The organism is Polynucleobacter sp. MWH-UH23A (assembly GCF_040409805.1).
Lineage (GTDB): Bacteria > Pseudomonadota > Gammaproteobacteria > Burkholderiales > Burkholderiaceae > Polynucleobacter.
Genome location: NZ_CP099572.1, coordinates 1,963,733 through 1,986,862, shown reverse-complemented (window position 1 = coordinate 1,986,862; position 23,130 = coordinate 1,963,733). Strand labels below are relative to the sequence as shown.

Annotated in this window: 28 protein-coding genes; 15 read left to right on the top strand and 13 right to left on the bottom strand. The window is 44.6% G+C overall.

The window, feature by feature from the left end; all coding sequences use genetic code 11:
* Window positions 1-6: 6 nt before the first annotated feature.
* Together NHB35_RS10345 and NHB35_RS10340 are read right to left on the bottom strand one after the other, a co-directional pair.
* The gene (locus tag NHB35_RS10345; RefSeq protein WP_353432280.1) at window positions 7-507 is read right to left on the bottom strand and encodes a flavin reductase family protein; all 501 of its coding nucleotides are present in this window, start codon (window positions 505-507) and stop codon (window positions 7-9) included.
* Between the two features lie 6 nt (window positions 508-513).
* Window positions 514-810, bottom strand: a complete 297-nt coding sequence (locus NHB35_RS10340) for a hypothetical protein (RefSeq protein WP_353432279.1) — start codon at window positions 808-810, stop codon at window positions 514-516.
* A 69-nt stretch (window positions 811-879) separates the two neighbouring features.
* Between NHB35_RS10340 and NHB35_RS10335 the strand changes: the two genes are divergently transcribed.
* Window positions 880-1,863: an MDR family oxidoreductase gene (locus NHB35_RS10335; protein ID WP_353432278.1), complete on the top strand. Its 984-nt coding sequence runs from the start codon at window positions 880-882 to the stop codon at window positions 1,861-1,863.
* A 25-nt stretch (window positions 1,864-1,888) separates the two neighbouring features.
* Here NHB35_RS10335 and NHB35_RS10330 read toward each other — a convergent pair whose 3' ends face one another.
* Window positions 1,889-2,059: a DUF1289 domain-containing protein gene (locus tag NHB35_RS10330; RefSeq protein ID WP_353432277.1), complete on the bottom strand. Its 171-nt coding sequence runs from the start codon at window positions 2,057-2,059 to the stop codon at window positions 1,889-1,891.
* A gap of 53 nt (window positions 2,060-2,112) precedes the next feature.
* Between NHB35_RS10330 and NHB35_RS10325 the strand changes: the two genes are divergently transcribed.
* The gene (locus tag NHB35_RS10325; protein ID WP_353433440.1) at window positions 2,113-3,177 is read left to right on the top strand and encodes an MBL fold metallo-hydrolase; all 1,065 of its coding nucleotides are present in this window, start codon (window positions 2,113-2,115) and stop codon (window positions 3,175-3,177) included.
* On the opposite strand, the gene NHB35_RS10320 is transcribed toward NHB35_RS10325, so the two are convergent.
* Window positions 3,089-3,541: a PhaM family polyhydroxyalkanoate granule multifunctional regulatory protein gene (locus NHB35_RS10320; protein WP_353432276.1), complete on the bottom strand. Its 453-nt coding sequence runs from the start codon at window positions 3,539-3,541 to the stop codon at window positions 3,089-3,091. The two genes, NHB35_RS10325 and NHB35_RS10320, sit on opposite strands and share 89 nt — an antisense overlap.
* Before the next feature lie 74 nt (window positions 3,542-3,615).
* Between NHB35_RS10320 and NHB35_RS10315 the strand changes: the two genes are divergently transcribed.
* Both NHB35_RS10315 and metH read left to right on the top strand, forming a co-directional pair.
* Window positions 3,616-4,677 (top strand): homocysteine S-methyltransferase family protein, encoded by a 1,062-nt coding sequence (locus NHB35_RS10315; RefSeq protein WP_353432275.1) that lies wholly within the window; start codon window positions 3,616-3,618, stop codon window positions 4,675-4,677.
* The gene (gene metH, locus NHB35_RS10310; protein WP_353432274.1) at window positions 4,674-7,436 is read left to right on the top strand and encodes a methionine synthase; all 2,763 of its coding nucleotides are present in this window, start codon (window positions 4,674-4,676) and stop codon (window positions 7,434-7,436) included. The genes NHB35_RS10315 and metH overlap by 4 nt, the downstream gene beginning before the upstream one ends.
* Here the strand turns inward: metH and NHB35_RS10305 are convergent.
* The gene (locus NHB35_RS10305; protein ID WP_353432273.1) at window positions 7,433-7,750 is read right to left on the bottom strand and encodes a DUF1840 domain-containing protein; all 318 of its coding nucleotides are present in this window, start codon (window positions 7,748-7,750) and stop codon (window positions 7,433-7,435) included. The genes metH and NHB35_RS10305 overlap by 4 nt on opposite strands.
* A 35-nt stretch (window positions 7,751-7,785) precedes the next feature.
* On the opposite strand from NHB35_RS10305, the gene argS reads away from it, so the two are divergent.
* The 3 genes from argS to NHB35_RS10290 all read left to right on the top strand — a co-directional run bounded on the left by argS (window position 7,786) and on the right by NHB35_RS10290 (window position 10,829).
* Window positions 7,786-9,513 (top strand): arginine--tRNA ligase, encoded by a 1,728-nt coding sequence (gene argS / locus NHB35_RS10300; RefSeq protein WP_353432272.1) that lies wholly within the window; start codon window positions 7,786-7,788, stop codon window positions 9,511-9,513.
* A 92-nt stretch (window positions 9,514-9,605) separates the two neighbouring features.
* The gene (locus NHB35_RS10295) at window positions 9,606-10,178 is read left to right on the top strand and encodes an SPOR domain-containing protein (RefSeq protein WP_353432271.1); all 573 of its coding nucleotides are present in this window, start codon (window positions 9,606-9,608) and stop codon (window positions 10,176-10,178) included.
* 9 nt (window positions 10,179-10,187) lie between these two features.
* Window positions 10,188-10,829 carry a thiol:disulfide interchange protein DsbA/DsbL gene (locus tag NHB35_RS10290; protein WP_353432270.1) on the top strand — a complete coding sequence of 214 codons (642 nt, stop codon included), beginning with the start codon at window positions 10,188-10,190 and terminating at the stop codon, window positions 10,827-10,829.
* Window positions 10,830-10,869: 40 nt separating this feature from the next.
* Here the strand turns inward: NHB35_RS10290 and NHB35_RS10285 are convergent, their stop codons facing one another.
* The 5 genes from NHB35_RS10285 to NHB35_RS10265 are packed head-to-tail and all read right to left on the bottom strand — an operon-like array spanning window position 10,870 to window position 15,684.
* Window positions 10,870-11,646 (bottom strand): SDR family NAD(P)-dependent oxidoreductase, encoded by a 777-nt coding sequence (locus NHB35_RS10285; protein ID WP_353432269.1) that lies wholly within the window; start codon window positions 11,644-11,646, stop codon window positions 10,870-10,872.
* Window positions 11,643-12,938, bottom strand: coding sequence for a cyclopropane-fatty-acyl-phospholipid synthase family protein (locus tag NHB35_RS10280; RefSeq protein WP_353432268.1), 1,296 nt, complete (start codon window positions 12,936-12,938; stop codon window positions 11,643-11,645). The genes NHB35_RS10285 and NHB35_RS10280 overlap by 4 nt, the downstream gene beginning before the upstream one ends.
* On the bottom strand, window positions 12,935-13,720 hold the full coding sequence (locus NHB35_RS10275) for a DUF1365 domain-containing protein (protein WP_353432267.1): 786 nt from the start codon (window positions 13,718-13,720) through the stop codon (window positions 12,935-12,937). The genes NHB35_RS10280 and NHB35_RS10275 overlap by 4 nt, the downstream gene beginning before the upstream one ends.
* Window positions 13,721-15,106, bottom strand: coding sequence for an FAD-dependent oxidoreductase (locus NHB35_RS10270; protein WP_353432266.1), 1,386 nt, complete (start codon window positions 15,104-15,106; stop codon window positions 13,721-13,723). It abuts the gene before it with no gap.
* On the bottom strand, window positions 15,103-15,684 hold the full coding sequence (locus tag NHB35_RS10265) for a glutathione peroxidase (protein WP_353432265.1): 582 nt from the start codon (window positions 15,682-15,684) through the stop codon (window positions 15,103-15,105). The genes NHB35_RS10270 and NHB35_RS10265 overlap by 4 nt, the downstream gene beginning before the upstream one ends.
* A 90-nt stretch (window positions 15,685-15,774) precedes the next feature.
* Between NHB35_RS10265 and rfaE2 the strand changes: the two genes are divergently transcribed.
* Window positions 15,775-16,263, top strand: a complete 489-nt coding sequence (gene rfaE2 / locus NHB35_RS10260) for a D-glycero-beta-D-manno-heptose 1-phosphate adenylyltransferase (RefSeq protein ID WP_353432264.1) — start codon at window positions 15,775-15,777, stop codon at window positions 16,261-16,263.
* A 24-nt stretch (window positions 16,264-16,287) separates the two neighbouring features.
* On the opposite strand, the gene NHB35_RS10255 is transcribed toward rfaE2, so the two are convergent.
* Together NHB35_RS10255 and NHB35_RS10250 are read right to left on the bottom strand one after the other, a co-directional pair.
* Window positions 16,288-17,100, bottom strand: coding sequence for a type III pantothenate kinase (locus NHB35_RS10255; RefSeq protein ID WP_353432263.1), 813 nt, complete (start codon window positions 17,098-17,100; stop codon window positions 16,288-16,290).
* Complete coding sequence (locus NHB35_RS10250) at window positions 17,097-17,894, bottom strand: biotin--[acetyl-CoA-carboxylase] ligase (protein WP_353432262.1); 798 nt, start codon at window positions 17,892-17,894, stop codon at window positions 17,097-17,099. Before NHB35_RS10250 ends, NHB35_RS10255 begins: the two co-directional genes overlap by 4 nt.
* 37 nt (window positions 17,895-17,931) lie before the next feature.
* On the opposite strand from NHB35_RS10250, the gene NHB35_RS10245 reads away from it, so the two are divergent.
* Genes NHB35_RS10245 through NHB35_RS10215 form a run of 7 tightly spaced genes read left to right on the top strand, consistent with a single transcriptional unit; the run spans window position 17,932 to window position 22,672 of the window.
* Window positions 17,932-19,032 (top strand): VanZ family protein, encoded by a 1,101-nt coding sequence (locus NHB35_RS10245; RefSeq protein WP_353432261.1) that lies wholly within the window; start codon window positions 17,932-17,934, stop codon window positions 19,030-19,032.
* 12 nt (window positions 19,033-19,044) lie between these two features.
* Entirely contained in the window at window positions 19,045-19,353 is a 309-nt protein-coding gene (locus NHB35_RS10240) for a ferredoxin (RefSeq protein ID WP_353432260.1), read from the top strand.
* Between the two features lie 37 nt (window positions 19,354-19,390).
* The gene (locus NHB35_RS10235) at window positions 19,391-20,107 is read left to right on the top strand and encodes an alpha/beta hydrolase (protein ID WP_353432259.1); all 717 of its coding nucleotides are present in this window, start codon (window positions 19,391-19,393) and stop codon (window positions 20,105-20,107) included.
* 36 nt (window positions 20,108-20,143) lie between these two features.
* On the top strand, window positions 20,144-20,410 hold the full coding sequence (locus NHB35_RS10230; RefSeq protein WP_353432258.1) for a DUF493 family protein: 267 nt from the start codon (window positions 20,144-20,146) through the stop codon (window positions 20,408-20,410).
* 9 nt (window positions 20,411-20,419) lie between these two features.
* Complete coding sequence (lipB, locus tag NHB35_RS10225) at window positions 20,420-21,082, top strand: lipoyl(octanoyl) transferase LipB (RefSeq protein ID WP_353432257.1); 663 nt, start codon at window positions 20,420-20,422, stop codon at window positions 21,080-21,082.
* On the top strand, window positions 21,079-22,089 hold the full coding sequence (lipA, locus tag NHB35_RS10220) for a lipoyl synthase (protein ID WP_353432256.1): 1,011 nt from the start codon (window positions 21,079-21,081) through the stop codon (window positions 22,087-22,089). The genes lipB and lipA overlap by 4 nt, the downstream gene beginning before the upstream one ends.
* Entirely contained in the window at window positions 22,082-22,672 is a 591-nt protein-coding gene (locus tag NHB35_RS10215) for a hypothetical protein (RefSeq protein ID WP_353432255.1), read from the top strand. Before lipA ends, NHB35_RS10215 begins: the two co-directional genes overlap by 8 nt.
* Before the next feature lie 30 nt (window positions 22,673-22,702).
* On the opposite strand, the gene NHB35_RS10210 is transcribed toward NHB35_RS10215, so the two are convergent.
* On the bottom strand, window positions 22,703-22,960 hold the full coding sequence (locus NHB35_RS10210) for an accessory factor UbiK family protein (protein WP_353433439.1): 258 nt from the start codon (window positions 22,958-22,960) through the stop codon (window positions 22,703-22,705).
* Window positions 22,961-23,130: the final 170 nt, after the last annotated feature.

The window sequence follows — 23,130 nt, the reverse complement described above, 5'->3', positions numbered from 1 at the left end:
TAGTGATTAGCTAGTTTTAGCCTCAGAAAAATCTAGACCAACAAATTTGCTGCGCGCAAAAATGAGCGGTTCCATTTCAGGATGATTTTTTAATTGAATGACTTTAGCAACAATAATATTGTGATCGCCACCGGTATGAACTGAAACAGTTTCACATTCATAGTAGGCTACACAGTGTTTAATTTGCGTTAGGCCACTATCGGAGTGCTGATGAGCAATTGCGTCAAATTGATTTACTTTCACTGTTGCGAAGTGCATTGCTAGCGACTCTTGTGAGCGTTCTAGCACGTGTATTAAATGCTTTTTGCCAACTTCAACCCAGGGCATAAAGCGAGAGTGCTTCTTAAGACTCCATAGAATTAATGGTGGCTCTAAGGAGACAGTATTAAATGAGCTAATTGTGATGCCGTGCGGATTTTGATTCTCGTCAACACAGGTAATAACAGTGACCCCAGTTGCAAAGGAAGCAAATCCCTTGCGAAGCTCCTGCGATGTAAATGGGGCCATCTCTCTTTACTTGCTGTCTGTTTTAGGTGTTGATTCAATCGTAGTGCCTGGAATTGGAATCAATACTTCGTTTTCTTCAGCCTTTACGCACTTAAAGCGATATTCCTTACCAGCCTTAGATAAAAAGCTTGCACCTTGGTAAAAATCGTTTTTACAGGTCTTGGTAGCGAAGTCCATGACGTCTTGCGGGCTAGCGCTGGAGGTAATCAGACGCATATTGCCCATCGACATATTAATTTCGGTCGAATAGCAGCCTGTAAGTAATGAGCCAGAAATTGCAGTTAATAGTAGAATTTTTTTCATGGAAGCCTCCATAATCGACAATGCTCGTTAGGATAAACCTATTACACAAAAGATGCGGGGAAAAGAGACATGTTTAAAGCAATCTTGATTAATAAAGATGACCAGGGGTACAGAGCAGAGCTTGGTCAGGTCGATGAATCCAGCCTTCCAGAGGGTGATGTCAGGGTAAAAGTTCTCTATTCCACCCTCAATTACAAGGATGGTTTGGCCATTACCGGTAAGGGCCCTGTTGTGCGCAGTTTCCCTATGGTTCCTGGAATTGACTTTGCGGGAGAGGTCATCGAGAGCGCTAGTCCTGACTTTAAGGCGGGCGATATGGTGCTTTTAAATGGCTGGGGAGTTGGCGAGGGCCATTGGGGTGGTTTGGCTCAACAGGCTCGCGTGAAATCTGATTGGCTTATTCCATTGCCAAAAGGATTTACTGCAAAACAAGCCCTTGCAATTGGTACTGCTGGATATACCGCTATGCTGTGTGTAATGGCTTTACAAAAGCATGGGCTCAAACCAAGTGATGGTGAAGTTTTGGTTACTGGTGCAGCTGGTGGTGTCGGCAGTTTTGCGATCACCTTATTAAGTAAGCTCGGGTTTACTGTGGTTGCTAGTACGGGGCGGATGGCTGAAGCGGATTATCTAAAAAAATTAGGCGCCAGTGAAGTTATTGATCGCGCAAGCTTGTCAGCGCCAGGCAAACCTTTAGCTAAAGAGCGTTGGGCTGCGGTATTAGATAGTGTCGGTAGTTACACGCTTGCAAATGCCTGCGCACAAACCAAGAGTAATGGTGCGGTAGCTGCTTGCGGGCTCGCCCAAGGCATGGACTTTCCTTCAAGTGTGGCACCTTTTATTTTGCGAGGCGTAACACTTTATGGAATTAATAGCGTTACAGTGCCTCGTGAAAAACGAATTGCCGCTTATGAGCAGTTAAGTAAATTAGTTGATCTGAAGACGCTCGATGAAATTTCTCAAGAAATTACTCTGGAAGAATCTTTAAAGTATGCGCAGGAGTTGATGCTTGGCAATGTGCGCGGTCGTTTGATTATAGATGTGAATCGCTAAGAGATGACTTGAAGATCAGCTTAATCTAAGCTTGCAATTTACGAGTGGTGATGGCTTCCCAAATCTTGAGTTTATCTTCGTTGGGTAATTCTGACCAATCTGCGATTTCAGAAAGTGTGCGATAACAGCCGCGACAATAGCCGTTTTCAGGGTTGATATCGCACCAATTAATGCAGGGTGATGGAACTGTTGTCAAAGTAATCTTGAGTGCAATAAAAGAAATTAAATATGAGTAAGCAACAGCAAACCATGAATGAAGATGCCATTCATTATCCATTAGGGGATCAACTTCCACCAGTGGGGCAAAGCATTGAGCTTGCGCCCGGCGTTCGCTGGTTGCGTATGAAGCTACCCTTTGCTTTAGATCATATTAATCTTTGGCTGTTGCGCGATCAATTCAATGGAATTGAGGGTTGGACAATTGTGGACTGCGGTATTGCCAATGATGAGACAAAAGCATCATGGGAAACTATTTTTGCAACTCAATTAGAAGGCTTGCCGGTATTGCGTGTGATTGTGACGCATATGCATCCAGATCATGTTGGTTTGTCTCAGTGGCTATGTGAAAAATGGAATGCCCCTTTGTGGATTTCCATGACAGATTATTTGACAGCGCAATGGTTAAGTTGCAAAGAGGGTGGCGCAGCGGTAGGTGCGCGTGCAGGCGGCGGTGGTTCTGCGGACCATTTTCAAAAGCATGGTTTAACCGCACCAGAGGATTTGGAAAAAATTCGGGCGCGATCAAATTACTATAGCAATATGGTTCCTGGTGTGCCCCGCCAATATCGCCGCATCCTTGATGGTGAGTTTATTTCCATTGGTGGAAATGATTGGCAAGTCATCATGGGTTATGGTCATGCACCAGAGCATGCATCACTATTTTGCAAAAACCTGAAAGTGTTGATTTCAGGAGATATGTTGTTGCCGAGGATCTCTACGAACGTTAGCGTTTATGACGCTGATCCAGATGCTGATCCATTAGGCTTGTATCTGCAATCGTTGGCAAAGTATTTACCCTTGCCAGATGACACATTAGTGCTGCCATCCCATGGAAAACCTTTTGTTGGTATAAAGCCCAGAATCATGCAGTTAAACGCTCATCACGATGAGCGTTTGGCAGATGCATTGGCGGCATGTCAAAAGCCGATTACTGCTCGCGAAATTGTTCCTGTTTTATTTAAACGAGAACTCGATATTCACCAACTCACTTTTGCAATGGGTGAGGCTATTGCTCATCTGAATTACCTACTTCGTCGAGGTAAGTTGGATCGCCAGCTTTGCGAGGACGGCGTGTTGCGGTTTTACGCGGTTTAGCTTTTGTTGCTTTAGGACTCTCGCTAGATTCTGATTTGGGTGTGGCTGCAGCACTTGCCGCAGAAACTGCATCCCCAAATGATTTCAGGGCCATCATTGTTGCATGTTGTACTTCAAGTCCCTGAATCGTGGACTTCAGAATATTGAGGTTGAGATTGAGCCAGTTTTCAACGCTTTTCAGGTCCTTAATGCGTTTCTCAAGTTCCTCGATGTCCATGCCTGGAAAGGCCGCACCAAAGCCGCCAGCCGCTTTAGAGGCGTCCGTGGTGAAGGGGAACTGTCCAGCTTGGCCTGTTGCGCCTTGTCCCCACATGGTTTTAAACATCTCAAGACTTTGATTGAATTCGGGAATGGTTCCAAACATAGCGACTCCAGGGTAAATAAAAGGTGGCTTTTCCAATAGAATAAGGGATTCTAGAGATCAATCCCGGTTAAGCAATGCAATTTAATGGTTTGTCCCAGCCTTACACCCGCGGTCAGGCACTTCCTGAGCTTTTAAAGCAGCGCATCCTCATATTGGATGGCGCAATGGGCACCATGATTCAGCAATATAAGTTAACCGAAGCGGATTATCGGGGGCTGCCAGGAAATACTCGTTTTGCAGAACATCCTGGCGACCTCAAAGGAAATAATGAATTATTAGTGCTGACCCAGCCTCAAATCATCAGCGAGATACACGAGAAGTATTTAGATGCTGGCGCTGACATTATTGAGACGAACACATTTGGCGCAACCTCGGTAGCTCAAGAAGATTACAAGATGCCTGGCTTGGCGCGAGAGATGAATGAAGTCTCGGCAAAACTCGCACGTGCTGCCTGTGATAAGTACGGCACTGTTGATAAGCCGCGTTTTGCTGCTGGCGCGATTGGTCCAACTCCAAAGACTGCAAGTATTTCTCCCGATGTAAATGATCCGGGTGCGCGCAATATTACTTTTGATGCTTTGCGCACTTCTTATCGCGAACAAATTGAAGGGCTTTTTGCGGGCGGAGTGGATTTATTTTTAGTTGAAACTATTTTCGATACTCTGAATGCAAAAGCAGCGTTGTTTGCCCTCGATGAATTCTTTGAAGAGACAGGCGAGCGCTTGCCAGTCATGATTTCCGGAACCGTAACAGATGCCTCCGGAAGAATTCTTTCAGGGCAAACTGTAGAAGCATTCTGGAATAGCCTTCGCCACATCAAGCCGCTGACTTTTGGACTCAACTGTGCTTTGGGTGCAGCCCTGATGCGCCCTTATATCGCGGAGCTAGCGCGCATATGTGATGCCGCAGTATCTTGCTATCCAAATGCGGGTTTACCTAACCCGATGAGTGATACTGGATTTGATGAGACGCCTGAAATTACCTCGGGTTTAGTAGACGGTTTTGCGAAAGATGGGTTGGTGAACTTGGTGGGCGGTTGTTGTGGAACTACGCCTGACCACATTCGCGCGATTGCAAGTGCAGTTGCAAAACGCAAGCCGAGAGTTTTCTATCGAGAAGAGGCTGAAGAAGCATGAGTAAGATAGAAAACAAAAATCAGAAGCAAATGATTCCAGCAATGAAGCTCTCTGGATTGGAGCCATTCAATGTAACTGACGCTGTAGGCTTCGTGAACATTGGTGAGCGTACTAATGTGACGGGCTCCAAAGCATTTGCACGAATGATTTTGAATAATCAATTTGATGAAGCGCTTGCTGTAGCGCGCCAGCAAGTTGAAAACGGTGCCCAAGTCATTGACATCAACATGGATGAGGCAATGCTTGACTCAGAAGCGGCAATGACGCGCTTCCTCAATCTAATTGCATCCGAGCCTGATATTGCACGCGTACCCATCATGATTGACTCCTCAAAATGGAGTGTGATTGAGGCAGGTCTGAAGTGCATTCAGGGCAAGCCCATCGTCAATTCAATTTCTATGAAGGAGGGCGAGGAGCCTTTCCGTAAGCAAGCTGCTCTGATACGTCGTTATGGTGCAGCAACAGTGGTGATGGCATTCGATGAGGTAGGTCAGGCTGATACATTTGAGCGCAAGATAGAAATTTGTCAGAGAAGCTATGACATTCTGGTAAATGAGATTGGCTTTCCTGCAGAAGATATTATTTTCGATCCCAATATCTTTGCGATTGCGACGGGTATTGAAGAGCATGATAACTATGCCGTGGATTTCATTAACGCTACACGTTGGATAAAAGAGAATCTTCCTGGAGCTAAGGTCAGCGGTGGCGTTTCAAATGTGAGCTTCTCTTTCCGTGGAAATGATCGAGTACGAGAAGCAATTCATACAGTATTTCTTTACCATGCGATTCAAGCCGGCATGGACATGGGCATCGTTAATGCTGGTCAATTAGGCGTATATGCTGACCTTGACCCAGAACTGCGCGAGCGAGTTGAAGACGTAGTACTCAATCGTTTTAAGTTAAAAGAAGGTCAAACCCCAACCGAGAGACTCTTGGCGATTGCCGATCAATTTAAAGGCGATGGTACTAAGCAGGTTGAGAATTTAGCGTGGCGAGAAGCGCCAGTACGCGAGCGTTTAACGCATGCTTTAGTGCATGGCATCACGACATTTATAGAAGAAGATACTGAAGAGTTACGCGCGCAGATCATGGGCGCGGGTGGTAGACCAATCGAGGTCATTGAAGGCCCGCTCATGGATGGTATGAATGTTGTAGGCGATTTGTTTGGCGCCGGCAAAATGTTCTTGCCGCAGGTGGTAAAGAGTGCGCGTGTAATGAAGCAAGCTGTTGCGATGCTCATACCCTATATTGAGGAAGAAAAGCGTCAACATATCGCGGCGGGTGGCGAGGCCAAAGCCAAAGGCAAGATTGTGATGGCTACCGTCAAAGGTGATGTGCACGATATTGGTAAGAATATTGTTACTGTAGTACTGCAATGTAATAATTTTGAAGTTGCTAACATGGGCGTGATGGTGCCTTGCGCGGAAATCTTGAAGCGTGCCAAAGAAGAAAATGCAGATATTGTCGGTCTTTCAGGATTGATAACTCCATCGCTAGAAGAAATGACATACGTTGCACAAGAGATGCAGCGCGATGAGTATTTCCGTTCTCGTCAAATTCCTTTAATGATTGGTGGCGCTACGACTTCACGAGTTCACACCGCTGTAAAGATAGCGCCTCACTATGATGGCCCGGTTGTGTATGTGCCTGATGCATCTCGTTCCGTGTCTGTAGCATCAAGTCTATTATCTGATGAGAGCGCAAAGAAATTTATTCAAGATTTGCGTGATGACTATGCTCGTATTCGTGAGCAGCACGCGAATAAGAAGGCAACACCAAGCATCTCTCTGGAAGAAGCGCGCAAAAATCGCGAGATGATTAATTGGTCTTCATATGTTCCAGAGAAGCCAAAATTTATTGGACGTCGTGTCTTTAAGAATTTTGCTCTTAGCGATATTGCTAAGTACATAGATTGGACTCCATTCTTTCAGACCTGGGATTTGGCAGGAAAATTCCCAGCGATCTTGGATGACGAAGTAGTTGGTGAGGAAGCGCGTAAGGTCTATGCCGATGCTCAGATCATGTTGGATAAGCTGATTAAAGGGCAATGGCTTCAGGCTGATGGTGTTGTCGCTTTCTATCCCGCCAATACTATTGGCGACGATATTGTTTTCTATAGCGACGAAGAGCGTAAGCATCCTTTGTTTGTTTGGCATAACTTGCGCCAGCAATCAGAACGTCCTGTAGTTGATGGTGTTCGTAGGCCGAATCGTTGCTTAGCAGATTATGTTGCGCCAAAAGATACCGGCGTTGCTGATTACGTCGGTTGTTTTGCGGTAACTACTGGCCACGGTGTTGAAAAGAAAGTAGCCGAGTTCCAGGCAAAGCATGATGATTACAGCGCCATTATGTTGAAAGCTTTAGCAGATCGCCTGGCAGAAGCTTTTGCTGAATTAATGCATCATCGCGTTCGAACTGATTTGTGGGGTTATGCAACCGATGAGTTGCTAACTAATGATCAAATGATCAATGAGGAATATCGCGGCATTCGTCCAGCACCTGGTTATCCTGCCTGCCCTGCACATGAGGTGAAGGAAGATTTGCTGCGTGTAATTGGGTCTGAAGATATCGGAATGACCCTTACAGAATCTCTGGCTATGAATCCTGCGTCAAGCGTAAGCGGTTTCTATTTGGCTCATCCTAACGCGCAATATTTCAATGTTGGAAAAATTAGCTCTGAGCAGGTTGAGGATTTAGCAAAACGTCGTGGTCAATCAGTTGATGACGTGCGTCGTCAACTTGCAAGTTTGGTGGATTAAACGCCCCACATGACAGGTTCATTTTTTGCTCGCGCCTGCTTCATGAGTTCTAAAAATGGATATGCCCTTTGACCAAGTCGATCTGCTAGTTTTGGTTTCTCGGATTCACCATCTTTGTTTTCATTCGCTTTTTTGCGTTCCTCGAGATCATTCAAGATGGCGGTTTCTAGGGCGGTAATTAGTGCGGGCAATTGCTCCTCAGTCAATATTCCCCTGGGCTCAAGCGGGCGACCCAAGATATCGAAGATTCGCTTGGTCAGATCAGCCAGCATGATGACATCCGGACCAGCTTTAGAGCGAAAGTGATAGATCATTTCAACAGCTTACCACCTGATAAACTCACTTATCTATGTTGCAGACCAATAAAAACCGTTTAATTGATATGTTGAGTTCGGCTCTCAAAGGCCTAGCTCAGGAGCGTGGCTTAGATGATGCCCCAACCCCCCGTTTAGAAAGGCCAAAGGCAGTCGATCATGGGGATGTGGCATGCAATATCGCCCTCCAGCTTTCAAAGGCATGGAAGCTCAATCCTCGAGATCTAGCTCAAGCCTTGGTGGATAGATTGCAAAAAGAGGCTGGTTTTGGCCAGCTCATTTCGTCCTGCGAAATTGCTGGGCCCGGTTTTATTAATTTTCGATTGAGTAACCAAGCTAAAACTGCGGTTATTGGTGAGATCCTATCATCCGGTGTTCATTTTGGCGAAGTCAGTCAGGGCTCTGGACCGATTGGTAGTGCCATGATTGAGTTTGTTTCAGCAAACCCAACTGGCCCCCTGCATGTTGGGCATGGTAGACAAGCCGCTCTCGGCGATGCTCTGGCTAACTTATTGGCTACTCAGGGAGTAAAAGTACATCGTGAGTTTTACTACAACGATGCTGGCGTACAAATCGCCAATCTTGCTCTGTCTGTTCAAGCGCGCTTACATGGTTTAAAGCCAGGGGATGCCAATTGGCCTGAGCAAGCTTACAACGGGGAATACATTGCAGAAATTGCTTCTGCATTTAAAGCATCGACTGATTATCAGGATGACCTAGAGTCGATCCGTAAATTTGCAGTGGCATATTTACGCAACGAGCAAGATATTGATTTGAAGACTTTTGGCGTGAAGTTCGACTGTTACTATTTGGAATCATCTTTATATACCGATGGTAGTGTCGACCAGATCGTTCAAGATTTGCAGGCAATCGGAAAAACCTATGAGGCTGAAGGCGCGCTTTGGCTCAGAACAACTGATGACGGCGACGATAAAGATCGCGTGATGCGAAAGTCAGATGGCAGCTTTACTTATTTTGTTCCAGACGTGGCATATCACACCAGTAAATGGAATCGCGGCTTTGAGAAAGTGATTAACGTTCAAGGCAGCGATCACCACGGAACGATCGCACGCGTTCGTTCAGGCTTGCAGGGCGTAGCTCAGAAGCGTGGCTGGGATATTCCGAAAGATTACCCAGATTATGTATTGCACAAAATGGTTACCGTGATGCGTCATGGTGAAGAGGTCAAAATTTCTAAACGCGCAGGTTCTTATGTGACCGTGCGAGATCTAGTTGAATGGTCTGGCGGCGTTACTCCCGATATGACTCTCGAAGAGAGAGAATTGGCGCTCCAGCGCGGACGTGATGCGGTGCGTTTCTTCTTGATCTCTCGTAAAGCAGATACTGAATTTGTCTTTGATGTTGATTTAGCGCTTCAACAAAATGATGAAAATCCTGTGTTTTATGTGCAATATGCACATGCGCGCATTAGTTCAATTCTGCAGCAATGGGGTGGTAAGCCGGCCGATTTAGTCAACGCAGATTTGTCCTTATTACAAAGCAAGGCTTCGGATCATTTGTTAAGACGACTTGCAGAGTATCCAGAGGTGTTAACAAATGCAGCAGCAGAATTGGCGCCACATGCCCTCGCTTTTTACTTGCGTGATTTAGCTGGTGATTTTCATACCTTCTATAACGCCGATCGGGTATTAGTAGACGATGAAGCCCTGAAGCTTGCACGCCTTGCCTTGTTATCAGCAACGCGTCAGGTTCTGCAAAATGGGTTGAGAGTCTTAGGGGTATCTGCTCCAGCAAAGATGTAGTGGCAATGAACGAAGTGAATATGTAAGATGAGGATATGATGAAAAAACCGAATCAACTAACAAGCTTCAAACAGCAAAACATAGACACCCATATGAACATTTCAAATCGCAGTTCCCAATATGGCGGCACTATTTTGGGTTTTGTGCTTGGCTTGGGTGCCGGTCTAGGAATTGCTTTTGTCATTGCTTTCTATCTTTCCAAAAATACTCCGCAAGAGAGACCTGGGGTTCGTGCACCGAATTTGCCGATGACAATTAAGCCCGTAACTCCTGCTGAGAGTGAGGCAGCCGCCCCGACTGATCAGTCGGATTTAAATAAGCCTTTGCAAGGCAAACTCCCAGCGCCCGCATCTAACGACCCAATTGGTGATTTGGTCGGCGGCAAAAAATCAGCGGATGGGGCTAATTCTTCAGTAGACTCAAAGAGCGATGCGATTTATTTCTTGCAAGTTGGTGCGTTTACAAAGCGGGCAGATGCAGATGCGCAAAAAGCAGCCTTAGCGATTCAAGGAATTCAGGCGCAATTGAGCGAGGTAACAAGTGACGGCAACACTTTGTGGCGTGTTCGAACTGGACCCTACACGAGCGTTGAAGAAAGTAGTCCAGCTCGCGATAAATTAAATAGTATGGGCATTAAATCTAATCTTATTAAATCAAGTAAATAAACTGTCAATATGATCTCATTGAGCAAACGTATTTTTTTGGCTTTTACTCTAATAGTTTTGTGTGGTGCTGTTCAAGCGCAAAAAATTGAAGAAGGTTTTGATTACCGCATCCTGCCAGTTCCTCAGCCGGTAGAGACAAAAGGCAAAGTTGAGGTTATTGAGTTTTTTTGGTATGGCTGCCCACATTGTTATGACTTTGAACCTGAGTTAAGCGCTTGGGTTAAGCGTCAGCCTAAAGACGTTGTTTTCCGTAGGGTGCCAGTAGCATTTCGAGATGATTTCTTGCCGCATAGCCAGTTGTACTACGCTCTTGAGGCGATGGGCAAAGGCGATGCACTCAATGAAAAGGTGATGTATGCGATGCATAAAGAAAATAAGCGCCTACTTACTGAAACTGAAATTGCAGATTGGGTTGCTTCACAGGGCGTTGATCGCAATACCTTCCTTGCGACATACCGTTCTTTTGCAGTTGTTTCAAAGGCTAGAGCTGCAAAACAATTGACCGAGGCTTATCGTATCGACGGTGTCCCAACTATTGTGATGCAAGGTAAGTATGTAACCTCACCATCGATTGCTGGCACTAAAGCTAAGGCGATTGCGGTGATGGATTATCTTGAAGAAAAAATCCGCAAAGATAAATATCGGCAGTAGTCGCTAATAATGATTAATCAAGCCCGAGATTAATCAGGCTTTAGATTTTGACGAAACGGCGCACAATCCAAAAATAGATTGGGTAAGGCAATATTCTCAGGAATTTCAAAAATCTTGAGAATCGTTTGGGAAAGTGAATGTCAAATTCGCCTTTCTGAATGCCATTTAATATTTCTGAAGCCGCTTCTTCGGCACTAATTAAGGCTGGCATTTCAAAATCATTCTGTGCGGTCGCTTCTGTTGCCACAAAGCCTGGAGAAATCATATGCACTCCAATGCCTTTAGGGAGCAAGTCGTAGTATAGGATTTCGCAAAAGTTAATGATGGCCGCTTTGCTAGGACCATATGCCAAAGCCTTAGGTAAGCCACTGTAGCCAGCAACACTGCCAACAATCGCAATATTGCCTCTTTGTGCTTGTAGCATTTTTGGCAGAACGAGTGCTACCGCTTTCATGGGCCCAAGAAGATTGGCATCAATAGTTTGTTCGGCAATATGGATATCAAAGGCATCTGCTCTCAAGGGGGTGTAGATGCCCGATACAAATAAGAGTAAATCGATGCCACCCCACATGTTGATGATCTTTTCATAAGAAGTGGCTAACTGCTCATCATTGGTTACGTCTAGTGGAATTACTAATGCTTGATCAGCTTTTGCGTCTTGTGCAATTGCATTTAAGCGCTCAATCCGTCTACTTGAAAGAATAACCCGTGCATTTTGGTCGATTAGTGATCTGGCACATGCCTCACCAATTCCACTAGAGGCGCCAATAATCCAAATGCGCTTATCTGAGAAGCTATCGATTCCGGTTTGCTTCATAAAGTCAGGGCATCAGGTGATGCCTTTGGTGATGCGTGGCTAAGGGTGAATTGAACAACATCAATGCTGCGTTCAGCAAATCCGGCAGCGCAATACATAAGATAAAAATTCCAGAGTCGAATAAAGGCTTCATCAAAACCTAGATTACGAATTTCTTGAAGTTTGTGATTAAAGTTGTCGCGCCAAATACAGAGTGTTTTGGCGTAATCCAGCCCGAATGCAAATTCGTTTTCTATTATCAATCCTGCTTTAGTGGCGGCAGCTTTAAAACTAGCACGTGACGGAAGCATGCCCCCAGGAAATACATATTGCTGAATAAAGTCTGTACTGTGACGATAGCGCTCGAATAGATGATCGGCAATGACAATTGTTTGAATACATGCTTTACCGCTAGACTTAAGGCATTTTGCAAGTGTTTGAAAATACTCAGGCCAGTGCTTTTCGCCAACCGCCTCAAACATTTCAACTGAGGCGATCCCATCAAATTGCTCTTGGCAATCGCGATAGTCCTGTAGACGAACCTCAAAATGATTTTGGTTGCCTGAAATAGCCTCAAGGTTTTTCAGTCGATTTTCTGCAAATGCTTTTTGTTCGGTAGACAAAGTAAGTCCTGTGATGGATCTACCGCTGAGCAATGCCTCTTCCATTACTCCGCCCCAGCCACAGCCAATTTCTAGAATGTGATCACCTGGCTTGGTATTGAGAGAGCTTAAGATGCGTTTAATTTTGGATCTTTGCGCATCAGTAAGAGTTTGCTTTGTGCTATCAGAAAACCATGCGCTGGAATAACTCATGCTAGGGTCAAGCCACAGGCTATAGAATGCGTTGCCTAAGTCGTAGTGCGCATGAATATTCTTGCGACTTCCGGATTTTGTGTTGTCTCTTAACCAATGCTTCAAGCGGTAGAAAATGGATCCAAGCCAGCTGCCGTAAATTGCTTTTTCAAGGATGGTGCGGTTCCGAACAGCAAGTTCTAAAATCTTTTTTAGGTCAGTGCTATCCCATTCACCTCGAATGTAGCTTTCTGCAAAACCAATATCTCCATGAGACATTAGATCCTTGAATACAATCCAGTCGAAGATTTGAATGTTAGCTTGCAGCGCATCTGCTTTATTGCCAAATTCTCTTACCTGGCCATCCGGCAAAGTCATTTTGAGATAGCCGCTATTGAGCTGGGATAGTAAGTTGAGAATAAATTTTGTGCTGTAGTCACCTTTAGGTGAATGCGATGCGCCTCTTTTATGATTTGAAAAATTGAGGCGTGAAAGTAAATTTTGTCCTGGGCGATTCATTTGCTGACTTCAAACTTCGGTGGTTTTGGCTTTGAATGAAAGGGTACACCTTTTAGCCATAATTTCAATGCCTGCCAATGAATGCGAAATATCACCCCGAGACTCATCAAGGGATAGCGCAATAGAGCTAGATATAGAGCAGATTTAGTAAGGGGGCGACCTATTCCGCTGATGCTGGTGTTTATGAGCGGTAGCCCATCTTCATGTAGCTCAATTCTGGCAAGGATATTTCTTTTGGATTGGCTATCTTCGGGGAACAAAAACCGAAATTGGTACTCGCCACGAACCTCGCAAAATGGCGAGACATGAAATGCTTTTTTACTGATAAGCGTTTCACCAGATCTGATCTGCTCGCCAGAATCCTTGTGTAGTAAATAGCAGTGTCGCTCTCCAAAGGTATTATTTACTTCAGCCAATATTGCGCGGACTGTATTGTCTTTATTGGTACAAATCCAAAAACTGACGGGATTAAAGACATAACCTAGGACTCTAGGAAAAGTCTGCAACCAAATTTCGCCATCAATTTGGCTGATGCCATGCTTCTGTAAAACCTCTTCTATCCATGCAAGGCTATCAGTTTCACCACGACCATGATCTTTATCGTAGAAAGAACATAAGCCTGGGCGATTGTCGCTTAAGCCTGAGTCAACCAAAAGAAATGGGTCGTGTTTACGCGCCCGCATAGGAATGGAGATGGTGAAAACACCATAAGAGAACGCATTTCTTGCTGGCCTTAAGCGGCTATGCTTAACTACCCCAAAATTAATCTTTGCTTGATTCATTTAGCAAGCATCTTGCTTGGGCATGGAATTTAATGGCGAGTGCAGGCCCTCAATTAATGCCTCTGCAACGAGCTCCCCCGAGCGCAATCCATCCTCGTGAAAGCCAAAGCCAGTCCAGGCACCACAGTACCAGATTGAGGATGTTCCTTGAATGAGTGGCAATGCTTTTTGCGCTTGAATTGCCTTCATATCAAACACGGGGTGCGAATACTGAATTTCTTGTTGTACTAATTTTGGATTAGGTTCTGCGGAGGGATTTAAGCTCACAATGATTTGTGTGCCTTTCAGCTCTTTTGGTAGGGGCTGTAAAAGGTTAATGAGGTAATTTACGCTCACATGTTGCTTGGATGATGGTGTGGCGCCTGATTTAGCGGTGTAGTTCCATGCCGCCCAGCAACGTTTCGTTTTCGGTAGAAAGTTGGTGTCAGTATGGAGAATGGCGCGATTCTCTTGATATGGAATTGCAGCCAAAATATCTTTAGCCTCTTGGCCAATGCCGTGAAGCAAGGCTAGGGTTTGATCGCTATGGCAGGCCATTACTACCTCATCAAAAAAGGCAGATCCTGAGGTGCTAATAACTTCTGCAGCGGATCCATCTTGCGCCGCATTAACACGCAATACACCCTCTCGCTTGATAGTGACTTTATTTTGTTCTAGGGCATGCACGATACGCTTGACGTATTCACGCGACCCACCACGAACAGTAAGCCACTGAGGCCGATTCTGAATTTGCAAAAGGCCGTGGTTGTGACAAAAGCGAATCATAGTTTGAATCGGGAACTCGAGCATTTGCTCAACAGAGCATGACCAAATTGCGCCGATCATCGGTAAAAAATAATTTTCTCTGAAGCTTTGGCTAAATCGATTGCGATCTAAGAAGCTTGCAATTGTTTCATCCGGTTCTGAATATTGATGGCCGGCTGCAATTTGATCGTGAGCCAACTTTGTTGCTAGGCGATTGAAGCGCAAGATGTCGTATGTCATGCGCCAGAAAGAGGGTGAAAGCAGGTTGGATCGCTGACCAAAGAGAGAATTAATGTCATTACCAGCCCACTCAAGCTTGGGGTGGGATGGATTTTTCTCGGAGGTATCAATTGAAACTGAAAACGACATTTCAGAGGGTGCTATTGGGACCTGAATCTCTTCAAATAGCCTCACTAAGCGCGGATAAGTTTTGCGATTGAAAACTAGAAAACCAGTATCTACACCATAAGACAATTGCTTGCCAGCGTGCTCATATGTGAAGTCAACAGTATTACTATGGCCGCCAATATGGTTCCCACCCTCATAGACGGTAAGCTCTATGTTAGGCTGCTGGCGAAGAGCGTATGCGCATCCTAAGCCAGAAATGCCAGCGCCAATGATGGCAATTCTTTTTTTGCTCACTGCGCTTTTTCCTCTAAAAGTTTTTCAATCTGATCGGTGATAGAACTGCTTGTTGGTTTTGTGACGCTACCGAACGAATCTACCACGTTACCTTTGCGATCAATCAAATATTTATAAAAGTTCCACTTTGGTGTGGTGCCAGTTTTTGCAATCAGCATTTTGAAGAGTGGGTTTGGATTGTTTCCATAAACACTGCTCTTTGCAAACATCGGAAATTTGACGTCATAAGTGTTTTTGCAGAAATCAGCAATTTCTTTATTGCTGCCAGGCTCTTGTTGCCCAAAATCATTTGATGGGAATCCTAAAACGACAAATCCTTTGTCCTTATATTTGGCATAAATTTTTTCCAGACCCTCATATTGACTTGTAAATCCACAAAAGCTGGCGGTATTAACTACCAAAATAACCTTGCCTTGGTATTGGCAGAGATTTTGAAGAGCCTCATCTTGTAGACGAGGGAAGGTATGGGATAACAAGGGGCTGCAGCTGGAGGCTGCTTGTGCACTGTTAAATAAGGGAAAGCCAATAAAAAATATGAAGAGCCAAGCGGTCAGGCGGCTATTTACTCTAGGGTTCATAAAGTCTCTTTTCTTCTAGTTATGCCTACCAAGTCTAAGACATTCTGATGAATATCGCAGGAGGGGACTCAAAGCTATTAATATTGCAGTATGAGTACATATCCTTCGCCCTCTTTTGAGTCTAAAGTCTGCACCCCAGCGCAACTTCAGGAGCGTATTTCAAAATTACCAAGACCCCTTGTTTTTACCAATGGCGTCTTTGATATTTTGCATCGCGGGCATGCCAGTTATCTCGCCCAAGCACGAGCACTGGGAGCTAGCATGGTGGTAGGTGTTAACTCAGATTCTTCGGTCAAGATGTTAGGCAAAGGCGATGATAGGCCAATCAATGTAGAAGCTGATCGCCAAGCATTGCTGGCAGCATTGGAGAGCGTTGACTTGGTGGTCGTATTTTCTGAACAAACCCCAGTCAATTTAATTGAGCAAATTCATCCAGATATTTATGTCAAGGGCGGGGATTATGAAATCGATACCTTAGCGGAGACTAAGCTGGTAAAAACGTGGGGAGGCAAGGCTGTTGCCATCCCATTTTTATATGAACGCTCAACTACTAGTTTGCTTGGAAAAATACGTTCCTAGGATGTTGCCTACTTTGTTTGTCTTTTAGAGATTTTTTAACAGCCAGGCCCAAACACCACGCAAAACTAGACCTTCGCTGACTTCAATCTTCTGGGTGCTTAGTATATTCGCTTGCCGAATTTGATTCATCAGCGTTTTTGCGTTTCCCCCATCGAACCAAATTTTTTCTACTGGCAGATTCATTTGTTTAGCCAGATCTAGTGCGTATTGAATAGCACCAATTTGTGCTGCATCACACCCACCAATAATGGCTTCGTTTGTAGATGTTCCAAATCCTTGCTCAGATGCATCGCGAACTGCAAGTGGTAGTTGCGCCGTGTTAGCTTCTAGGCTTTGGTGCATCAAACTGAGACCTGGCAGAATCCAGCCGCCGTAGTGCACACCATTTGAGCCTAGTAGGTCGATAGTCGTTGCAGTGCCTGCATTGATGATGAGCGCATTTGTTTTGGATAAGGAACGGGCGCCAATAATAGCGCTCCAGCGATCAGACCCTAATTTACTTGGATCTTGATAAAGGGTACGTATTCCATCAAAGGTGCTATCGCCACCAAGTTGTTTCCACTGAATATCTTGCCATTGTGGAAATAGTGACTGAAGTTGATTTATTACTTCTTTACCAGCAACGCAACTAAAAGCAATGACATCAGGCTTAGGTAATGTTTTAGAGATGTAATCAGCTAACTCTGCACGATGTTCGGCAGACTGCAGTGATTGAGTATTAATGGAGCCAGAGTAATCCCATAATTTTTTTTGTTGATCAGATGGTTGTTTTGTGGACTCCACGGCAGCCCATTTGAGACGCGTATTACCAACATCAAAAATTAAATATAGGCTCATGACTGCACTCTTAAAGAAACATCGCCTGCATAAATTGAAATCACTTTTTCATCTTTTTCAAGCAGAAGCGCGCCATCTGCACCAATGCCTTTTGCTAGACCATAGATAGGCTCTTTACCAGCTCCCGAAAGGCAGACAGCTTGATTTGCATAGGCATCCCATTCGCTCCATGCTTGCTGATATGGGGTAAATCCTTGGGCATCGAAATTCTGCAAGTGTTGCTCTAAGGAGTCAAGCAAACTTAACCAAAGATACTCCGCGTCTGGTAGCGCCGAATCCTTTGGCAGTAAATCTTCAATAGCGCTGACTTTTGTGCCGACCTCATGAAGATTTTTTTCTATTGAGCTCGCGTTGCGTAAATTGAGGCCAATGCCAATAATCATCCAACTAGGGTCAGCGGGTTTTGCTTGTCCGCCCTCGATCAAAATTCCCCCAAGCTTGGCATTGTTTAACAGCAGATCATTTGGCCACTTCAGACGAAGACCGGCTTGCAAAAGTAGAGACTTATCCAGACCGCAAGCTTTTGCGATGCCTTCAATTACCGCTAAGCCTACCAATAGGCTAAGGCCTGCTAATTGTGCGGGGCTTCTCTTGAAGGGGTAGGCCATAGAAAAGCAGATGGAGTCATCTGGGTTCGATAGCCAAGCCCGCCCAGCCCTTCCTTTTCCAGCAGTCTGTCTATGGGCAATTCTGGCTACGGGGTCAATTAACTGACCCGTACGCCAACGCTCCAAAAGATCATCATTGGTGGACTTGGTCTCGGCAACGCGTTCGAGGATGCAATTAGCAGTCATTTCGCCATTGTAGAAAGGTCTGACCTAGAATTGTGGAATGCATTCAAAAGATCACCGCCCCCGTCAGTTGTTGTGGCCATTGCAGGCCATGCCACTTGCGCGCGCAATGAGTCTTGTTTATGCCTTGTTGATTGTATATATGAGCTTAAACCCGTTTGATTTTAATTTTCATAACGGTATTGGCGCATATACATGGATTGATGCCCCTTTGCCACGATTTATTACCCTTTTCGATGTTTCGGTAAACATTCTGGCGTATATCCCCTTTGGATTTTTATTGGTTTTCGCTGCATATCCCCGTTGGCAAAATTTTGTGGCATTAGGTATAGCTATTAGTTTGAGTGCAGCACTGGCATTGAGTGTAGAAACTTTGCAGTCATGGTTACCAACGCGCATCCCTAGTCTGATGGATTGGTGGGCAAATGTATTTGGAGGTCTATTGGGCGCCTTGCTGGCGATTCCTTTAGGTCCCCAGTGGTTATCTGGTAGCGCAATACGACGAAGGTTTGATCAGTGGTTTGGTTTGAATTGGGCAGTCTGTGCGCTCTTTTTGCTTTTTCCTTGGTCACAAATTTATCCACAAAGTTCATGGCTGGGAGTGGGCGTTTGGGGACATGTCATTTTTGGTTCAATTGATTGGGGAACTCTTGTGGTCAATCAAATTGCTCAAGAGATGTTCATTACTGGTTTTTGTTGGCTTGGTGTGGCCTTGCTTCTTTCTTTGGGGATGCGTGCCAAAGCGCCGCAGTGGCAAATCTTAAATGGCTTGCTCTGCTTTACGGTTGTTCTGAAAACTTTCTTTACAGCGCTGCAATTTGGCGTTGAGTTCAGCTTTATTTGGCTGACTACGGGTGCTTTTTGGGGCATGTTTTTAGCAACCATCGCCTTACGTTGGGCCTTGGGCTTGCCTCAGCGAACCAAATGGTTTTTGGCAATAAGTTGTTTGATTGGCATCACTGTCGTCATTAACATAATGCCTGATAATCCTTATTTCATTTTGACTTTAAGACATTGGAATCAAGGACGGCTATTGCACTTTAATGAGTTGATGCAGTGGGTTTCGGTGATATGGTTGCCCATGGCTTTTGTTTGGATGATTCGCAACGCATTTCGTCCTCAACCACACTCTCAATACTGAAATTATTTATCTATGACTTTTTCTCATCATTTATTCTTTTGTTTAAATCAGCGCAGCAATGGTGATGATTGTTGCGATCGTCATAACGCATTTGCTCTATTTGAGTATGCGAAGAACAGAGTTAGAGAATTAGGTCTTGCGGGCCCTGGAAAAATTCGGGTCAATAAAGCAGGCTGCCTAGATCGTTGCGCTGATGGTCCGGTAATGGTTGTGTATCCAGAGGGCATCTGGTACACCTTGATTGATCAAGAGGATGTAGAAGAGATTATTCAATCTCACTTAATTAAAGGCTTTCCTGTAGCCCGCTTACAGCTTGCTTAGATAGATATAGCCGCTTTTATTGTTGAAAGTATTTTGTATGAATAGCCGTACTAAATTAATTCAGATTGATGGAATTGTTGGCCCAATCGAAATGTCGATTGATCTTCCGGATGAGCTGAAAAACGATCCTAACTTTGCAGTGCGTGGCCTAGCATTGGTGGCCCACCCTCATCCATTGATGGGCGGAACCATGGATAACAAGGTTGCACAAACAATGGCTCGTTCATTCAACCAATTGGGTTATGTAAGTGTACGGCCGAATTTTCGTGGCGTTGGCGGTACGGCTGGGGTGCATGATGACGGCGTTGGCGAGTTAGAAGATTTATTGCATGTCACTGAGTGGATGCAAACCCCATCTAGTTGGTCTCAGTTTGAGGCAACTGCTAGTCACCCTTGGGTTAATTCGGCGAACACTTTACCGCTGGTAGTTTCTGGGTTTTCATTTGGCAGCTTTGTAGGCAGTCATTTGGTTCAGCGCTTGGCAGAGCTGGGTCGACCTGCTGAGAGATTAGTCATGGTGGGAAGTGCTGCGGGCAAATGGACTTTGGCACAAGTACCTGCAGACACAATTTTGATTCATGGTGAACTGGATGAAACGATTCCATTGATTGATGTGCTTGATTGGGCGCGCCCCCAAGAATTAACAGTTCAAGTGGTTCCTGGAGCCGATCATTTTTTCCATCGTAGATTACATTGCATTCGCAACATCATTACTGGTGCTTGGCTGGGAATGCCAGATCACCGAAAACAATAAAACCCAAAGAACAGAACAAGAAAAAAGAACATCGCTATGGCTGAAGAAAAATCGCTAATTGAATATCCGTCGCTGTTTCCCATCAAGGTTATGGGAAAAAATATTCCTGAATATTTGCCTGCCATTGTGCACATTGCAAAACAGTTTGATCCCACTTTTGATGAAGGCAAGGTAGAGCAGCGACCTTCAAAAGATGGAAATTATTTAGGTATTACATTGCCTATCACGGCAACTAGTCGCGAGCAATTAGATGAGCTTTATCGCACTTTGTCTACTCATCCATTGGTAAGCATTGTTCTTTAAAACCACTCGATGAAGGCTTTAGTTAAACATCTTGGTGTAGCGGATTACGCTAAAACGTATGAAGCAATGCAGACGTTTACTAAGGAACGCGATGCTAATACTCCAGATGAGATCTGGGTCTTAGAGCATCCTCCGGTATTTACTTTGGGTTTGGCCGGAGACGCTAGTAATTTGCATACTCCCAGCAATCAAATTCCGATGGTTCAGGTCGATCGGGGTGGTGAGATTACTTATCATGGTCCAGGTCAGCTTGTCGTTTATTTATTGCTTGATCTGAAGCGCTTAGGAATTTTTGTTAAAGAACTAGTATTTCGCATTGAGCAAGCGGTGATTGACACCCTGTCAGATTTTGGCGTGCAAGCTGAGCGTAAGCAGGGCGCCCCAGGAATTTATGTGTCAGAGCAGGATGGAGTATCGGGTGAGTGGGTGGGAGCTAAGGTTGCTGCTTTGGGGCTCAAAGTCTCTAGAAGCTGCTCGTATCACGGGTTGGCGTTAAATGTGTCCACCGACTTAGAGGCATTTGGGCGTATCCACCCCTGTGGTTATGAGGGCTTAAAGACGGTTGATATGCAAACTCTCGGGATCAAGGACAATATAGACACTATTAGCCAAGTGCTTTTGAAGTATTTACAAAAGCAACTAAGCTTGAATGAGTTAGATAACACCAGATGACAATAAATAAATCCGATACCAAGCAGACAGTTGAAGAACGTCAAGATCTTCAATACGATGCCACTCGTAAACAAAAATCGAGTGAGAAGACTGCTCGTATTCCGATCAAAATTGTTCCTCTTGAAGAAGTATTAAAAAAGCCCGACTGGATTCGGGTGAAGGCCGCCTCCGGAAATTCTCGTTTTGCTGAAATCAAAAAGATTTTGCGTGAAAACGAATTAGTAACAGTTTGTGAAGAGGCAAGCTGCCCAAATATCGGCGAGTGCTTTGGTAAAGGTACCGCGACATTCATGATCATGGGCGACAAGTGCACAAGACGTTGTCCGTTTTGTGACGTAGGTCATGGTAGACCTGATCCCCTCGATCAAAAAGAGCCAGCGAATTTGGCTCGCACTATTGCAGCCTTAAAGCTGAACTATGTAGTCATTACTAGTGTGGATCGCGATGACTTACGCGATGGCGGTGCTATGCATTACGTAGATTGCATCACGCAGTCTCGTGAACTATCGCCAACTACTCGCATAGAGGTTTTGGTGCCAGATTTTCGTGGGCGTTTAGATAAGGCATTGGATATTTTTGCTGAGCATGCCCCCAAAGGTTTGCCAGACGTCATGAATCACAATTTAGAAACAGTTCCGCGTTTGTATAAGCAGGCTCGTCCAGGCGCAGATTATTTAAATTCTTTAAAGCTATTGAAAGAGTTCAAAGAGCGCTTTCCACATATTCCAACTAAGAGTGGATTAATGGTTGGACTTGGTGAAACTGATGAAGAAATATTGGAAGTCATGCGTGATATGCGCGAGCACAATATTGATATGTTGACTATTGGTCAATATCTTGCGCCTTCGGGTCATCACTTGCCCGTGACACGCTATGTGCATCCAGATGTATTCAAAATGTTTGAAGAAAAGGCTTATGAAATGGGCTTTTCTCATGCGGCAGTGGGCGCTATGGTGCGCTCTAGCTATCACGCTGATCAGCAGGCACATGGAGCGGGTGTTGTTTAAGGGTCTTGTTCGGTCTTACCTACTTGCAACCCTTTTTCTACTGTTAGTTGCTTGCAGTCCAAAGCTCAACTGGCGAACAATGCAATCGCCTGAGCAACGATATACAGCCTTATTTCCAGGTAAGCCAGACAAGTTAGAGCGTCAGATTCCAATTGGCGATCAAGAGTTTCGTCAGACTCTCGAAGCCGTCAAGATAGATGATGATATTTACTCCATCAGTTCAATTGATATTCCTGCGAAACAAGTGAATACCGATTTAGTACAAAAAATCACGAAACAGTTACAAAGTAATTTATTGGATAGAGCGAAAGCCTCTGGAGGATCTGTAATTAGTGAGCCAGCCTATTTCCAAAACAGCCAACATCAGCGTATTGCAACAACTGACTATTATATTGTCTTTAATCAAACCAGCAAAGCTCAGCAAGTAATGCGAGTTCGGTGGATTACAAGAGCAGATGACAATAAGAATGTGCTGCTATATCAAGTATCGGTATTGCACTCCAATGCAAATACCAGTGACGCAAAGACACTTTTAGCAAAAGAAGAATACGCAAACTTCTTTAACGAGTTTTATCCTGACTAAAAACACTAGGTAATTAAATCAATCGAGCAATTACTTTATTTGCTCTAGAGCGGCAACCTTTGCCTCTAGTGCCTCTAGTTTTTCTCTGGTCTTGGCAAGAACCTTTGTTTGCAATTCAAATTCTTCACGAGTAACCAAATCCATTTTTTGGAAACCTTGATTCATCATGGCTCGAACATTTTTTTCAATTTCTTGAGCCGGAGAATTGCGAATTGCTTCCCCTACTTTGTTTTGCATGTCGTTAGCGATGCGTTGAATTTGCTCGAGGATTTCGCCAGGTTTTTGCATGATGGGTTCTTTAGTGAGATTAGTAGTTGCGTAAAAGATACACATTCATATTTTAATTTGAGGCACCAAAAATGGGGAAAAACGCCAAAAAAGCCTAAAAATTGAAGAAATGCACATTATCGGTGCAATAAAAAGCACTAAAAGAGTGCAATGGCATTAATAAGGGGAAT

What these genes read in the sequence shown, in the direction of transcription:
- NHB35_RS10345 (WP_353432280.1), bottom strand. Translation starts at nt 507, where the DNA reads ATGGCCCCATTTACATCGCAGGAGCTTCGCAAGGGATTTGCTTCCTTT.
- NHB35_RS10340 (WP_353432279.1), bottom strand. Translation starts at nt 810, where the DNA reads ATGAAAAAAATTCTACTATTAACTGCAATTTCTGGCTCATTACTTACA.
- NHB35_RS10335 (WP_353432278.1), top strand. Translation starts at nt 880, where the DNA reads ATGTTTAAAGCAATCTTGATTAATAAAGATGACCAGGGGTACAGAGCA.
- NHB35_RS10325 (WP_353433440.1), top strand. Translation starts at nt 2,113, where the DNA reads ATGAATGAAGATGCCATTCATTATCCATTAGGGGATCAACTTCCACCA.
- NHB35_RS10320 (WP_353432276.1), bottom strand. Translation starts at nt 3,541, where the DNA reads ATGTTTGGAACCATTCCCGAATTCAATCAAAGTCTTGAGATGTTTAAA.
- NHB35_RS10315 (WP_353432275.1), top strand. Translation starts at nt 3,616, where the DNA reads ATGCAATTTAATGGTTTGTCCCAGCCTTACACCCGCGGTCAGGCACTT.
- metH (WP_353432274.1), top strand. Translation starts at nt 4,674, where the DNA reads ATGAGTAAGATAGAAAACAAAAATCAGAAGCAAATGATTCCAGCAATG.
- NHB35_RS10305 (WP_353432273.1), bottom strand. Translation starts at nt 7,750, where the DNA reads ATGATCTATCACTTTCGCTCTAAAGCTGGTCCGGATGTCATCATGCTG.
- argS (WP_353432272.1), top strand. Translation starts at nt 7,786, where the DNA reads ATGTTGCAGACCAATAAAAACCGTTTAATTGATATGTTGAGTTCGGCT.
- NHB35_RS10295 (WP_353432271.1), top strand. Translation starts at nt 9,606, where the DNA reads ATGAACATTTCAAATCGCAGTTCCCAATATGGCGGCACTATTTTGGGT.
- NHB35_RS10290 (WP_353432270.1), top strand. Translation starts at nt 10,188, where the DNA reads ATGATCTCATTGAGCAAACGTATTTTTTTGGCTTTTACTCTAATAGTT.
- NHB35_RS10285 (WP_353432269.1), bottom strand. Translation starts at nt 11,646, where the DNA reads ATGAAGCAAACCGGAATCGATAGCTTCTCAGATAAGCGCATTTGGATT.
- NHB35_RS10280 (WP_353432268.1), bottom strand. Translation starts at nt 12,938, where the DNA reads ATGAATCGCCCAGGACAAAATTTACTTTCACGCCTCAATTTTTCAAAT.
- NHB35_RS10275 (WP_353432267.1), bottom strand. Translation starts at nt 13,720, where the DNA reads ATGAATCAAGCAAAGATTAATTTTGGGGTAGTTAAGCATAGCCGCTTA.
- NHB35_RS10265 (WP_353432265.1), bottom strand. Translation starts at nt 15,684, where the DNA reads ATGAACCCTAGAGTAAATAGCCGCCTGACCGCTTGGCTCTTCATATTT.
- rfaE2 (WP_353432264.1), top strand. Translation starts at nt 15,775, where the DNA reads ATGAGTACATATCCTTCGCCCTCTTTTGAGTCTAAAGTCTGCACCCCA.
- NHB35_RS10255 (WP_353432263.1), bottom strand. Translation starts at nt 17,100, where the DNA reads ATGAGCCTATATTTAATTTTTGATGTTGGTAATACGCGTCTCAAATGG.
- NHB35_RS10250 (WP_353432262.1), bottom strand. Translation starts at nt 17,894, where the DNA reads ATGACTGCTAATTGCATCCTCGAACGCGTTGCCGAGACCAAGTCCACC.
- NHB35_RS10245 (WP_353432261.1), top strand. Translation starts at nt 17,932, where the DNA reads ATGCATTCAAAAGATCACCGCCCCCGTCAGTTGTTGTGGCCATTGCAG.
- NHB35_RS10240 (WP_353432260.1), top strand. Translation starts at nt 19,045, where the DNA reads ATGACTTTTTCTCATCATTTATTCTTTTGTTTAAATCAGCGCAGCAAT.
- NHB35_RS10235 (WP_353432259.1), top strand. Translation starts at nt 19,391, where the DNA reads ATGAATAGCCGTACTAAATTAATTCAGATTGATGGAATTGTTGGCCCA.
- NHB35_RS10230 (WP_353432258.1), top strand. Translation starts at nt 20,144, where the DNA reads ATGGCTGAAGAAAAATCGCTAATTGAATATCCGTCGCTGTTTCCCATC.
- lipB (WP_353432257.1), top strand. Translation starts at nt 20,420, where the DNA reads ATGAAGGCTTTAGTTAAACATCTTGGTGTAGCGGATTACGCTAAAACG.
- lipA (WP_353432256.1), top strand. Translation starts at nt 21,079, where the DNA reads ATGACAATAAATAAATCCGATACCAAGCAGACAGTTGAAGAACGTCAA.
- NHB35_RS10210 (WP_353433439.1), bottom strand. Translation starts at nt 22,960, where the DNA reads ATGCAAAAACCTGGCGAAATCCTCGAGCAAATTCAACGCATCGCTAAC.